Source organism: Bacillus cereus group sp. BfR-BA-01383 (assembly GCF_022663495.1).
Classification (GTDB): domain Bacteria; phylum Bacillota; class Bacilli; order Bacillales; family Bacillaceae_G; genus Bacillus_A; species Bacillus_A cereus_AU.
This window is the reverse complement of record NZ_JAKUFP010000028.1, coordinates 24,933-39,052: the sequence shown is the minus strand read 5'-3', so window position 1 is coordinate 39,052 and position 14,120 is coordinate 24,933. Positions and strand designations below refer to the sequence as shown.

Here is a 14,120-nt window from a genome sequence, read left to right as displayed (position 1 = left end):
TCTATATAATCTACAGGAGGTGTAATAACATGAGCAAAGTAATCGAAACTAAACAACAAGTTGTAACTGAAATCGCGGACAAACTTCGCGCTAGTAAATCTACAATCGTTGTTGACTACCGTGGTTTAACAGTTTCTGAAGCAACAGAATTACGTAAGCAATTACGTGAAGCTGGCGTTGAGTTCAAAGTTTACAAAAACTCTCTAACTCGTCGTGCTGCAGAATCTGCTGAAATGGCTGAGTTAAATGAATTCTTAACAGGACCAAACGCAATCGCGTTCAGTAACGAGGATGTAGTTGCTCCTGCGAAAGTATTAAACGACTTCGCTACAAAACATGAAGCTTTAGAAATTAAAGCGGGCGTAATCGAAGGTAAACTTGTAACACTTGATGAGGTTAAAGCTATCGCTACTCTTCCATCACGTGAAGGCTTACTTTCTATGCTTCTTAGCGTTCTTCAAGCTCCAATCCGTAACCTTGCACTTGCTACTAAAGCAGTTGCAGAACAAAAGGAAGAGCAAGGCGCTTAATTTTTTAAAAGATAATTACTTGTTATCTATAAAACAATACAAACCTATTTAAGGGAGGATATTTACAATGACTAAAGAACAAATCATTGAAGCAGTTAAATCTATGACTGTATTAGAACTTAACGACTTAGTAAAAGCTATCGAGGAAGAATTCGGCGTAACTGCTGCTGCTCCTGTAGCTGTAGCTGGTGGCGCTGGTGAAGCTGCTGCTGAGAAAACTGAGTTTGACGTAGTACTTGCAAGTGCTGGCGCTCAAAAAATCAAAGTTATCAAAGCTGTACGTGAAATCACTGGTCTTGGCTTAAAAGAAGCTAAAGAATTAGTTGACAACACTCCAAAAGCAATCAAAGAAGGCGTTTCTAAAGAGGAAGCTGAAGAAATGAAAGCTAAACTTGAAGAAGTTGGCGCTGCTGTAGAAGTTAAGTAATTAACTTTTGATGCTTTAAAAAAGCTCGCTCTCATGCGAGCTTTTTTTTTAACTGTAAAGAAAAGAGGTGGCCATATGGCAGACCATTATTTTTCTAACGACCCTTCTAGTAAAAGTGATCGTAAACGATGGGAATTTGCACTTCGTGGATCTCAATTTACTTTTTTATCTGACCATGGGGTGTTTTCGAAAAACGAGGTGGACTTTGGTTCCCGTCTTTTAATTGAAGCGTTTCAAATGCCGGATATTAAAGGTGATATATTAGACGTAGGTTGCGGATACGGTCCTATCGGTTTGTCGTTAGCGAAAGAGTTTCAAGGTCGTGAAGTTCACATGGTGGATGTGAATGAAAGGGCGCTTGGGCTTGCGAAAGAAAATGCCGCTAATAACAGAATCGAGAATATACGTATTTTTCAAAGTAGCGTCTATGAAAATGTAGATGGCAAGTATGCTGTTATTCTATCTAACCCTCCAATTCGTGCTGGTAAAGATATCGTGCATGAGATTTTAGAAAAGGCTGAGGAGTATTTAGTTCCAGGTGGAGAACTGTGGATTGTTATTCAAAAGAAGCAGGGTGCACCATCTGCACTGAAAAAACTAGAAGAAGTATTTTCTGAAGTTGAAGTTGTAGAAAAGAAAAAAGGATATTATATCATAAAATCAAAAAAACGTTGACGGTTATTTTTGGCTATGTTAACATTATACAATGCCAATATATGATTTTCTGCGTTGAGAAAGATGTATATTTTTGTTTCTCTTGGAAAAGATAGTAAAATCAGCAGATTATGAAACAGAATGATGGTTTTCTTATAGAAGCCATTTTTCTTTTTTGAGCAGGTAGAAAGACTCAACGTATTTATCTTTAAGAGAAAAAAACTACGCTAATAGCAGTAGTTGTATTTATTTGTGATTTTGCACAAATTTTTTTGTGCATTTATAATACTCATGATTTGAGGGGTGAAGCAGTTGACAGGTCAACTAGTTCAATACGGACGCCACCGCCAACGAAGAAGTTATGCCCGTATTAGTGAAGTATTAGAGTTACCAAATCTTATCGAAATTCAAACCTCTTCTTATCAGTGGTTTCTTGATGAGGGTTTGCGAGAAATGTTCCAAGACATTTCTCCGATTGAAGACTTTACGGGAAATCTATCGCTTGAATTTATCGACTACAGCTTAGGTGAACCTAAATACTCTGTAGAAGAATGCAAAGAGCGTGATGTGACGTATGCAGCACCACTTCGTGTAAAAGTGCGTCTAATCAACAAGGAAACTGGTGAAGTAAAAGAACAAGATGTGTTCATGGGAGATTTCCCACTCATGACAGAGACTGGAACATTCGTAATTAACGGTGCAGAACGTGTTATCGTTTCCCAGTTAGTTCGCTCTCCAAGCGTATACTATAGTGGCAAAGTGGATAAAAACGGAAAACGTGGTTTTACTGCTACTGTAATTCCAAACCGCGGAGCTTGGTTAGAGTATGAAACAGATGCTAAGGATGTTGTATATGTGCGTATTGACCGTACGCGTAAACTTCCTGTAACTGTTTTGTTACGCGCATTAGGGTTTGGCTCTGATCAAGAAATCACCGAGCTTTTAGGTGATAACGAATACTTAAGCAACACGTTAGAAAAAGACAACACAGATAGCACAGAAAAAGCATTGCTTGAAATTTATGAGCGCCTACGTCCTGGTGAACCACCAACAGTAGAAAATGCAAAGAGCTTACTTGTGTCTCGTTTCTTTGATCCAAAGCGCTACGATTTAGCAAATGTAGGTCGCTATAAGATCAACAAAAAGCTACACATTAAAAACAGATTGTTTAACCAACGTTTAGCTGAAACATTAGTGGATCCAGAAACTGGTGAAATTTTAGCGGCAGAAGGAACAATCTTAGATCGTCGTACACTGGATCGCATTTTACCTTACTTAGAGAAAAACATTGGATTCAAAACAGCGAAACCAATGGGTGGAGTGGTAGAAGGCGATGTTGAGCTGCAATCTATTAAGATTTATGCTCCTGAATCAGAGGGCGAACGTTCTATCAACGTAATTGGGAATGCAAATATTACTCGCGATGTAAAACACATCACACCAGGTGATATTCTTGCTTCTATTAGTTACTTCTTCAACTTACTATACAAAGTAGGGGATACAGATGATATTGACCACTTAGGAAATCGTCGTCTGCGTTCTGTAGGAGAACTATTACAAAACCAATTCCGTATCGGTCTTTCTCGTATGGAACGTGTTGTTCGTGAGAGAATGTCGATTCAAGATACAAATGCAATTACACCACAGGCATTAATTAATATTCGTCCTGTTATTGCATCTATTAAAGAGTTCTTCGGAAGTTCTCAGTTATCTCAGTTCATGGACCAAACAAACCCATTAGCAGAGTTAACTCACAAACGAAGACTATCTGCATTAGGACCCGGTGGTTTAACGCGTGAGCGCGCAGGCTTTGAAGTACGTGACGTTCACTACTCTCACTACGGTCGTATGTGTCCAATTGAAACGCCAGAGGGACCAAACATCGGTTTGATTAACTCATTATCTTCGTTCGCGAAAGTAAATGAGTTTGGTTTCATCGAAACACCATACCGTCGTGTTGACCCAGAAACTGGTCTTGTAACAGGGCATGTTGATTATTTAACAGCAGATGAAGAAGATAATTATGTTGTAGCCCAAGCGAATATGAAATTATCTGAAGAAGGGGAATTCCTTGATGAAGATATCGTAGCTCGTTTCCGTGGTGAAAACATTGTCACAAATAAAGAACGCATCGACTACATGGATGTATCTCCAAAACAAGTAGTGTCGGCAGCGACAGCTTGTATTCCGTTCTTAGAAAACGATGACTCTAACCGCGCACTTATGGGAGCGAACATGCAACGTCAGGCGGTTCCGTTAATGAATCCGGAATCTCCGATTGTAGGTACAGGTATGGAGTACGTATCAGCAAAAGACTCAGGAGCTGCAGTGATCTGTAAACATCCTGGTGTTGTTGAACGCGTAGAAGCACGTGAAGTTTGGGTACGTCGCTATGTAGAAGTTGACGGTCAAACAGTAAAAGGCGATTTAGATCGCTACAAAATGCAGAAATTCATTCGTTCTAACCAAGGAACTTGTTACAATCAACGTCCAATCGTAAGTGTTGGAAATGAAGTTGTAAAAGGTGAAATCCTTGCGGATGGTCCTTCTATGGAATTAGGTGAACTAGCACTTGGACGTAACGTGCTTGTTGGCTTCATGACATGGGACGGTTATAACTATGAGGATGCGATCATTATGAGTGAGCGCCTTGTAAAAGATGATGTGTACACTTCTATTCATATTGAAGAATATGAATCAGAAGCTCGTGATACGAAGCTTGGACCAGAAGAAATTACACGTGATATTCCGAATGTTGGAGAAGATGCACTTCGTAACCTTGACGAGCGCGGTATTATTCGCGTCGGTGCTGAAGTAAAAGATGGAGACCTACTTGTTGGTAAAGTAACACCTAAAGGTGTAACAGAATTAACAGCAGAAGAACGTCTATTACATGCAATCTTCGGTGAAAAAGCACGTGAAGTACGTGATACATCACTACGTGTACCACACGGTGGTGGCGGTATTATCTTAGACGTAAAAGTATTCAACCGTGAAGATGGCGATGAATTGCCACCAGGCGTGAATCAACTTGTACGTGCATATATCGTTCAAAAACGTAAAATTTCTGAAGGTGACAAGATGGCCGGACGTCACGGTAACAAGGGTGTTATCTCTCGTATTTTACCAGAAGAAGATATGCCTTACTTACCAGACGGTACGCCAATCGATATCATGTTAAACCCATTAGGGGTACCATCTCGTATGAATATCGGTCAGGTATTAGAGCTTCATCTTGGTATGGCAGCAAGATACCTTGGTATTCACATTGCAACACCAGTATTCGATGGTGCTCGTGAGGAAGATGTATGGGGCACAATTGAAGAAGCTGGTATGGCAAATGACGCGAAAACAATCCTGTATGACGGACGTACTGGTGAACCATTCGATAACCGCGTATCTGTTGGTGTCATGTATATGATCAAACTTGCGCACATGGTTGACGATAAACTTCATGCTCGTTCTACTGGACCATACTCACTTGTAACGCAGCAACCTCTTGGAGGTAAAGCTCAGTTCGGTGGACAGCGTTTCGGTGAGATGGAGGTTTGGGCACTTGAAGCTTACGGTGCTGCTTATACTCTTCAAGAAATCTTAACAGTGAAGTCTGATGACGTTGTTGGACGTGTTAAGACGTATGAAGCTATTGTTAAAGGTGAAAATGTTCCAGAACCAGGCGTTCCTGAATCATTCAAAGTATTGATTAAAGAACTGCAAAGTTTAGGTATGGACGTTAAAATGATGTCAATCAACGATACAGAAATTGAAATGCGTGATACGGAAGATGACGATGATCATCAATCAGCAGATAAATTGAATGTTGAAGTTGAGACAACTAAGGAATAATTGGGATAACCTGTAGACTAAAAGGGAGGTAGGCCCCTTGATAGATGTAAATAACTTTGAATATATGAAGATTGGACTTGCTTCACCTGACAAGATTCGTTCTTGGTCATACGGTGAAGTTAAGAAACCAGAAACAATTAACTATCGTACGTTAAAGCCTGAAAAAGATGGCTTGTTCTGTGAGCGTATTTTCGGACCACAAAAGGACTGGGAATGTCATTGCGGAAAATACAAACGTGTACGTTATAAAGGTGTAGTTTGTGATCGATGTGGCGTTGAAGTAACGCGTGCAAAAGTTCGTCGTGAACGTATGGGTCATATCGAATTAGCTGCTCCTGTATCTCATATTTGGTATTTCAAAGGTATCCCGAGCCGCATGGGACTTGTCTTAGACATGTCCCCTCGCGCGCTTGAAGAAGTAATTTACTTCGCTTCTTATGTTGTAACAGAAAGTGGAGATACACCACTTGATAAGAAGCAATTACTTTCTGAAAAAGAATACCGTGCATATCGTGATCGATATGGTAGCACATTCCAAGCTGCTATGGGTGCAGAAGCAATTAAAAAGCTACTACAAGACATCGATTTAGATAAAGAAGTAGACTTCTTAAAAGAAGAACTAAAAACAGCGCAAGGACAACGTCGTACTCGTGCTATTAAACGTCTAGAAGTATTAGAAGCATTCCGTAACTCTGGAAATGAGCCATCTTGGATGATCCTAGATGTTCTACCAGTTATCCCGCCAGAACTACGCCCAATGGTACAGTTAGATGGTGGACGTTTTGCTACTTCTGATTTAAACGACTTATATCGTCGTGTAATTAACCGTAACAACCGTTTAAAACGTCTATTGGACTTAGGTGCACCAAGCATCATCGTTCAAAACGAAAAACGTATGTTACAAGAAGCTGTAGACGCATTAATCGATAATGGTCGTCGTGGCCGTCCAGTTACTGGACCAGGTAACCGTCCATTAAAATCACTATCTCACATGCTTAAAGGTAAACAAGGACGTTTCCGTCAAAACTTATTAGGTAAACGTGTTGACTACTCTGGCCGTTCTGTAATCGTTGTAGGACCGAACTTAAAGATGTATCAATGTGGATTACCGAAAGAAATGGCGCTTGAACTGTTCAAACCTTTCGTTATGAAAGAGTTAGTTGGTAAAGGATTAGCACACAACATTAAGAGTGCGAAACGTAAAATCGAGCGTGTACAACCTGAAGTTTGGGACGTTTTAGAATCTGTGATCAAAGAGCATCCAGTACTTCTAAACCGCGCACCAACACTTCACCGTCTTGGTATCCAGGCGTTTGAGCCTACATTAGTAGAAGGTCGCGCAATCCGTCTTCATCCACTTGTATGTACTGCATACAACGCTGACTTTGACGGTGACCAAATGGCGGTTCACGTACCTTTATCATCAGAAGCACAAGCAGAAGCTCGTATTCTTATGTTAGCGGCACAAAACATCTTGAATCCGAAAGACGGTAAGCCAGTTGTTACTCCATCTCAGGATATGGTATTAGGTAACTATTACTTAACACTTGAGCGTGAAGGTGCAATCGGTGAAGGTATGGTCTTCAAAGATGCAAACGAAGCAATACTTGCATATCAAAACGGATATGTACATCTGCACACACGTGTTGCAGTTGCAGCAAGTTCAGTAAATAACGTAACATTTACTGAAGAGCAAAAAGGTAAGCTTCTATTAACAACAGTTGGTAAATTAATATTTAACGAAATCTTACCAGAGTCGTTCCCTTATATTAATGAACCAACAAACTCAAACCTTGAAAAAGAAACTCCAGCGGAGTATTTCGTTGAAAAAGGTGCGAACATTAAAGAGATTATTGCGAGTCGCGAAGAAGTGGCGCCATTTAGCAAGAAGATCCTTGGTAACATCATTGCGGAAGTGTTCAAACGTTTCCAAATTACGGAAACATCACGCATGCTTGACCGTATGAAAAACTTAGGATTTAAGTACTCTACAAAAGCTGGTATTACAGTTGGGGTATCTGACATTCTTGTATTAGGCGAAAAAGATGAAATTCTCCATGAAGCGCAAGCAAAAGTAGATAATGTAATTAAACAATTCCGTCGCGGTTTAATCACGGAAGAAGAACGTTACGATCGCGTTATCTCTATTTGGAGTAATGCAAAAGATGTTATCCAAGGTAAACTGATGAAATCCTTGAATAAACGCAATCCAATCTTCATGATGAGTGATTCCGGTGCCCGTGGTAACGCATCGAACTTTACTCAGCTTGCTGGTATGCGTGGTCTGATGGCCAATCCATCTGGTCGTATCATTGAACTTCCGATCAAATCAAGTTTCCGTGAAGGTTTAACAGTACTTGAGTACTTCATCTCTACGCATGGTGCGCGTAAAGGTCTTGCCGATACAGCACTTAAAACTGCCGATTCTGGTTACTTAACACGTCGTCTTGTAGACGTTGCACAAGATGTAATCGTTCGTGAAGATGATTGTGGAACAGATCGCGGTTTATTAATCGGTGCGATTAAAGAGGGTAATGAAGTTATTGAGTCGTTATATGATCGTCTTGTTGGACGTTTTGCAAGAAAAACTGTAAAACATCCTGAAACAGGTGAAGTATTAGTTGCTGAAAATCAATTAATTACTGAAGATATTGCTCATATCGTTGAAAATTCGGGTGTTGAAACTGTAAACATTCGTTCAGCGTTTACGTGTAACACTCGCCACGGTGTATGTAAGAAGTGTTACGGTCGTAACTTAGCAACTGGTACAGACGTAGAAGTAGGAGAAGCGGTAGGTATTATCGCAGCTCAATCTATCGGTGAGCCAGGTACACAGTTAACGATGCGTACGTTCCATACAGGTGGGGTTGCCGGAGATGATATCACTCAAGGTTTACCTCGTATCCAAGAGATCTTCGAGGCTCGTAATCCGAAAGGTCAGGCAGTTATCAGTGAAATCGACGGTGTTATCGCAGCGATCAACGATGTTAAAGATCGCCAAGAAGTAGTTGTACAGGGTGAAGTTGAAGCTCGTACGTATGCTATTCCTTACGGTGCTCGTCTGAAAGTAACTCCAGGACAGCCAATTAGCCACGGTAAAGAGTTAACAGAAGGTTCTATTGATCCGAAAGAATTACTAAAAGTAACGGACATTACAGCAGTTCAAGAATACTTATTACGTGAAGTTCAAAAAGTATACCGTATGCAAGGGGTAGAAATTGGTGACAAACACGTAGAAGTAATGGTACGTCAAATGCTGCGTAAAGTTCGTGTAAGTGATGCAGGTGAAACAGATGTATTACCAGGAACATTACTAGATATCCATCAGTTTACTGATGCGAATGCGAAGGTGTTACTGCAAGGTAAACAACCAGCAACAGCTAGACCAGTTCTACTTGGTATTACAAAAGCTTCACTTGAAACAGATTCGTTCTTATCTGCAGCTTCGTTCCAAGAAACAACTCGTGTTCTAACGGATGCAGCAATTAAAGGTAAACGCGATGAGCTTCTAGGATTGAAAGAGAATGTTATTATCGGTAAGCTTGTTCCTGCTGGAACAGGTATGAATCGTTATCGAAAAGTGGATCTTGTAAAAACAACACAAGATAACATGAATGTAGAAAACGATGAAGTTTATGTGGAACAGTAAAATTTTCCGTCGTAAATTTTGTATAAAAACAGCTAATCCTAGTTGACATTGTATGAGTCAAAATGTTACTATAATCAAGGTTGCTCCTGAACGATGCTTTGGAGGATATTTATATGTCTTATCAAAAAGTGTCAAATGCTGAAAATGTAGTCGTGGGTCATAAACGCACATTGGAAGCAATTAAAAATGGTATAGTTAAAGAAGTTGTCATTGCGGAAGATGCTGACGTGCGGTTAACCCATGTTATCATTCGTACTGCATTGCAACATAACATACCCATAACAAAAGTTGAATCAGTTCGTAAACTTGGAAAAGTTTCGGGGATTCAAGTGGGAGCTTCAGCAATAGGAATAATAAGTTAAAACTGTTTTTGTGAGGAGAGAGCATTTGTTCTCCCTTGCAAAAACTTTGTTTTCAACTAATAATGAACCACCTGGATATGTGGTCATACAAACATGCGAAGGGAGGATAATCAAATGCCTACTATTAACCAATTAGTGAGAAATGGTCGTACTGATAAAGTATGGAAATCTAAATCACCTGCGTTAAACAAAGGGTTCAACTCTTTAAAGAAAAAATCAACTGATATCTCTGCACCTCAAAAACGTGGTGTATGTACTCGTGTTGGTACAATGACTCCAAAGAAACCTAACTCAGCGTTACGTAAATACGCTCGTGTACGTTTAACAAACGGTATTGAAGTTACAGCTTACATCCCAGGTATCGGTCATAACCTACAAGAGCATAGCGTAGTATTAATTCGCGGTGGTCGTGTAAAGGATTTACCGGGGGTACGTTACCACATCGTTCGTGGTGCGCTTGATACAGCTGGTGTTGACAAACGTATGCAAGGACGTTCTAAATATGGTACTAAGCGACCAAAACCTGCTAAAAAATAATAAATTTAAAATGAAAGGAGGAACTCAATATGCCTCGTAAAGGACCTGTTGCAAAACGTGACGTGTTACCAGATCCAATGTACAATTCGAAACTTGTAACACGCCTAATCAACAAAATGATGGTTGACGGTAAAAAAGGTAAATCTCAAACAATTCTTTATAACGCTTTCGATATCGTTCGTGAACGTTCAGATAAAGAACCAATGGAAGTATTCGAGCAAGCTCTTAAGAACATCATGCCTGTTCTTGAAGTACGCGCTCGTCGTGTTGGTGGTGCTAACTACCAAGTTCCAGTTGAGGTTCGTCCAGAACGCCGTACAACTTTAGGTCTTCGCTGGTTAGTAAACTATGCTCGTCTTCGTGGTGAAAAAACTATGGAAGAGCGTCTAGCTTACGAAATCTTAGATGCAGCTAACAACGCTGGTGCATCTGTTAAGAAACGTGAAGATACTCATAAAATGGCAGAAGCTAACAAAGCATTTGCTCATTACCGTTGGTAGGATTCAACGTAAAATAAATGTAAGCATAAACCGCTTTATTTGTCGCTTATGAAAGTGTGGAGAGGGAGAATGCCTCTCCCTTTCGTTGGGCGCTCGTTTTACATAATGAGGGTACTGGACATACTGACATATGTAACAATATAAAGTGGCTTTTTTGCTACTTAAAATAAAAAATCCAATCCATATATGGAAGGAGCAAGACACCAAATGGCAAGAGAGTTCTCTTTAGAAAACACTCGTAATATTGGTATCATGGCTCACATCGATGCTGGTAAAACAACAGCTACTGAGCGTATTCTGTATTATACAGGACGTATTCACAAAATCGGTGAAACTCACGAAGGTGCATCTCAGATGGACTGGATGGAGCAAGAGCAAGAGCGTGGTATCACAATTACTTCTGCTGCAACTACAGCACAATGGAAAGGTCATCGTGTAAACATCATTGATACTCCTGGACACGTAGATTTCACAGTAGAAGTAGAACGTTCTTTACGCGTACTTGATGGCGCGGTAGCAGTACTTGATGCACAATCTGGTGTAGAACCACAAACAGAAACTGTTTGGCGTCAGGCTACTACTTACGGCGTACCTCGTATCGTATTCGTTAACAAAATGGATAAGATCGGTGCAGACTTCTTATACTCTGTAGGAACAATCCACGATCGTTTACAAGCAAACGCACATCCAATTCAGTTACCAATCGGTGCTGAAGATGAGTTCAATGGTATCATTGACCTTGTTGAAGAGTGTGCTTACATGTACGGTAACGATTTAGGAACAGACATCGAGCGTGTCGAAATTCCTGAAGAGCATAAAGAATTAGCTGCAGAATACCGTGGAAAACTTATTGAAGCGGTAGCTGAGCTTGATGAAGAAATGATGATGAAGTACCTAGAAGGTGAAGAAATCACTATTGAAGAGCTTAAAGCTGGTATCCGTAAGGCTACAACTTCTGTAGAATTCTTCCCAGTAATCTGTGGTTCTGCATTCAAAAACAAAGGTGTTCAAATTCTGTTAGACGCAGTTATCGACTACCTACCATCTCCATTAGATGTACCTGCTATTAAAGGTACTCTTCCGGATACAGATGAAGAAGTAGAACGTAAGTCTAGCGATGAAGAACCATTCGCAGCTTTAGCATTCAAAATCATGACTGACCCTTACGTTGGTAAGTTAACGTTCTTCCGTGTGTACTCTGGTGTGTTAAACTCTGGATCATACGTGAAAAACTCAACTAAAGGTAAGCGTGAGCGTGTAGGTCGTATCCTACAAATGCACGCTAACAGCCGTGAAGAGATTTCAACAGTTTACGCTGGTGACATCGCTGCTGCTGTTGGTTTAAAAGATACTACTACTGGTGATACTCTTTGTGACGAGAAGAGCCTTGTTATCCTTGAGTCTATGGAATTCCCAGAGCCAGTTATCTCTGTAGCTATCGAACCAAAATCTAAAGCTGACCAAGATAAAATGGGTACAGCATTATCTAAGCTTTCTGAAGAAGATCCAACATTCCGTGCTCACACTGACCAAGAAACTGGCCAAACTATCATCGCTGGTATGGGTGAACTTCACCTTGATATCATCGTTGACCGTATGCGTCGTGAATTCAAAGTGGAAGCAAACGTTGGTGCTCCTCAGGTAGCATACCGTGAGACTTTCCGCGCTGCTGCGAAAGTTGAAGGTAAGTTCGCTCGTCAATCTGGTGGTCGTGGACAATTCGGTCACGTTTGGATTGAGTTTGAACCTAACGAAGAAGGTAAAGGATTCGAATTCGAAAACAAGATCGTCGGTGGTGTAGTTCCACGTGAATACATCCCAGCTGTTGGAGCAGGTCTTGAAGATGCACTTAAAAATGGTGTACTAGCTGGTTATCCACTAGTTGACATTAAAGCTGCATTAGTTGACGGATCTTACCATGATGTCGATTCATCTGAGATGGCGTTCAAAATCGCTGCATCTATGGCACTTAAAGCTGCGGTTTCTAAATGTAGCCCAGTAATTCTTGAGCCAATGATGAAAGTTGAAGTTGTAATTCCTGAAGAGTACATGGGAGATATCATGGGTGACGTAACATCTCGTCGTGGACGTGTAGAAGGTATGGAAGCTCGCGGTAACGCACAAGTTGTTCGCGCTATGGTTCCACTTTCTGAAATGTTCGGTTATGCGACAGCATTACGTTCTAACACTCAAGGACGCGGAACATTCTCAATGACATTTGATCATTATGAAGAAGTACCAAAGTCTGTTTCTGAAGAAATTATTAAAAAAAATAAAGGTGAATAATTGATTTTTATCGATTGTTCAAGTATAACTACTTATGTAAGCTTAGAAAGTGAGGCTTAAGTTTCACTTTCTAGTCTAAATATAAAATAACCTATATAAACTAAGGAGGAATTTAGAATGGCTAAAGCTAAATTCGAACGTTCTAAACCCCATGTTAACATCGGTACAATCGGCCACGTTGACCATGGTAAAACTACATTAACTGCTGCGATCACTACAGTTCTTGCAAAAGCTGGTGGTGCTGAAGCACGCGGATACGATCAAATCGACGCTGCTCCAGAAGAAAGAGAGCGCGGAATCACAATCTCAACTGCACACGTTGAGTACGAAACTGAAACTCGTCACTATGCACACGTTGACTGCCCAGGTCACGCTGACTATGTTAAAAACATGATCACTGGTGCTGCTCAAATGGACGGCGGTATCTTAGTAGTATCTGCTGCTGATGGTCCAATGCCTCAAACACGTGAGCACATCCTTCTTTCTCGTCAAGTAGGTGTTCCTTACATCGTTGTATTCTTAAACAAATGCGACATGGTAGACGACGAAGAATTATTAGAATTAGTAGAAATGGAAGTTCGCGACCTATTATCTGAATACGGATTCCCAGGCGACGACATTCCTGTAATCAAAGGTTCTGCTCTTAAAGCTCTTCAAGGAGAAGCTGATTGGGAAGCAAAAATCATCGAATTAATGACTGAAGTTGATGCTTACATCCCAACTCCAGAACGTGAAACTGACAAACCATTCTTAATGCCTATCGAGGACGTATTCTCTATCACAGGTCGTGGTACAGTTGCTACTGGTCGTGTTGAGCGCGGTATCGTTAAAGTTGGTGACGTAGTAGAAATCATCGGTCTTGCTGAAGAGAATGCTTCTACAACTGTAACTGGTGTAGAAATGTTCCGTAAACTTCTTGACCAAGCTCAAGCTGGAGACAACATCGGTGCTCTACTTCGTGGGGTTGCTCGTGAAGACATCCAACGTGGACAAGTTCTTGCTAAAACTGGCTCTGTAAAAGCTCACGCTAAATTCAAAGCTGAAGTTTTCGTATTATCTAAAGAAGAAGGTGGACGTCACACTCCATTCTTCGCTAACTACCGTCCTCAGTTCTACTTCCGTACAACTGACGTAACTGGTATCATCCAATTACCAGAAGGTACTGAAATGGTAATGCCTGGTGACAACATCGAAATGACTATCGAACTTATCGCTCCAATCGCTATCGAAGAGGGAACTAAATTCTCTATTCGTGAAGGTGGACGTACAGTAGGTTACGGTGTAGTTGCAACTATCGTTGAGTAATCTTAACTGATATATAAAAACCCA

The 14,120-nt window shown here is 40.7% G+C and carries 10 protein-coding genes; all 10 read left to right on the top strand.

What is annotated here, in order from left to right; genetic code table 11:
• Positions 1–29: 29 nt before the first annotated feature.
• Complete coding sequence (gene rplJ, locus MR065_RS20715) at positions 30–530, top strand: 50S ribosomal protein L10 (RefSeq protein WP_000048718.1); 501 nt, start codon at positions 30–32, stop codon at positions 528–530.
• Positions 531–597: 67 nt separating this feature from the next.
• Positions 598–957 carry a 50S ribosomal protein L7/L12 gene (rplL, locus tag MR065_RS20710; RefSeq protein ID WP_000159737.1) on the top strand — a complete coding sequence of 120 codons (360 nt, stop codon included), beginning with the start codon at positions 598–600 and terminating at the stop codon, positions 955–957.
• 75 nt (positions 958–1,032) lie between these two features.
• Positions 1,033–1,632, top strand: coding sequence for a class I SAM-dependent methyltransferase (locus tag MR065_RS20705; RefSeq protein ID WP_242214938.1), 600 nt, complete (start codon positions 1,033–1,035; stop codon positions 1,630–1,632).
• Positions 1,633–1,923: 291 nt separating this feature from the next.
• Positions 1,924–5,457 carry a DNA-directed RNA polymerase subunit beta gene (gene rpoB / locus MR065_RS20700; RefSeq protein WP_242214937.1) on the top strand — a complete coding sequence of 1,178 codons (3,534 nt, stop codon included), beginning with the start codon at positions 1,924–1,926 and terminating at the stop codon, positions 5,455–5,457.
• 37 nt (positions 5,458–5,494) lie between these two features.
• A complete protein-coding gene (gene rpoC, locus MR065_RS20695) occupies positions 5,495–9,106 on the top strand; it encodes a DNA-directed RNA polymerase subunit beta' (RefSeq protein ID WP_098989768.1) in 3,612 nt (1,203 codons plus the stop codon).
• Between the two features lie 113 nt (positions 9,107–9,219).
• The gene (locus MR065_RS20690) at positions 9,220–9,468 is read left to right on the top strand and encodes a 50S ribosomal protein L7ae-like protein (protein WP_000121833.1); all 249 of its coding nucleotides are present in this window, start codon (positions 9,220–9,222) and stop codon (positions 9,466–9,468) included.
• A gap of 114 nt (positions 9,469–9,582) precedes the next feature.
• Complete coding sequence (rpsL, locus tag MR065_RS20685; protein WP_001142341.1) at positions 9,583–10,005, top strand: 30S ribosomal protein S12; 423 nt, start codon at positions 9,583–9,585, stop codon at positions 10,003–10,005.
• A gap of 29 nt (positions 10,006–10,034) precedes the next feature.
• On the top strand, positions 10,035–10,505 hold the full coding sequence (rpsG, locus tag MR065_RS20680; protein WP_001137492.1) for a 30S ribosomal protein S7: 471 nt from the start codon (positions 10,035–10,037) through the stop codon (positions 10,503–10,505).
• 207 nt (positions 10,506–10,712) lie between these two features.
• Complete coding sequence (gene fusA, locus MR065_RS20675; RefSeq protein ID WP_098268761.1) at positions 10,713–12,791, top strand: elongation factor G; 2,079 nt, start codon at positions 10,713–10,715, stop codon at positions 12,789–12,791.
• A 117-nt stretch (positions 12,792–12,908) separates the two neighbouring features.
• Positions 12,909–14,096 (top strand): elongation factor Tu, encoded by a 1,188-nt coding sequence (gene tuf / locus MR065_RS20670; RefSeq protein WP_001029617.1) that lies wholly within the window; start codon positions 12,909–12,911, stop codon positions 14,094–14,096.
• Positions 14,097–14,120 lie beyond the last annotated feature (24 nt).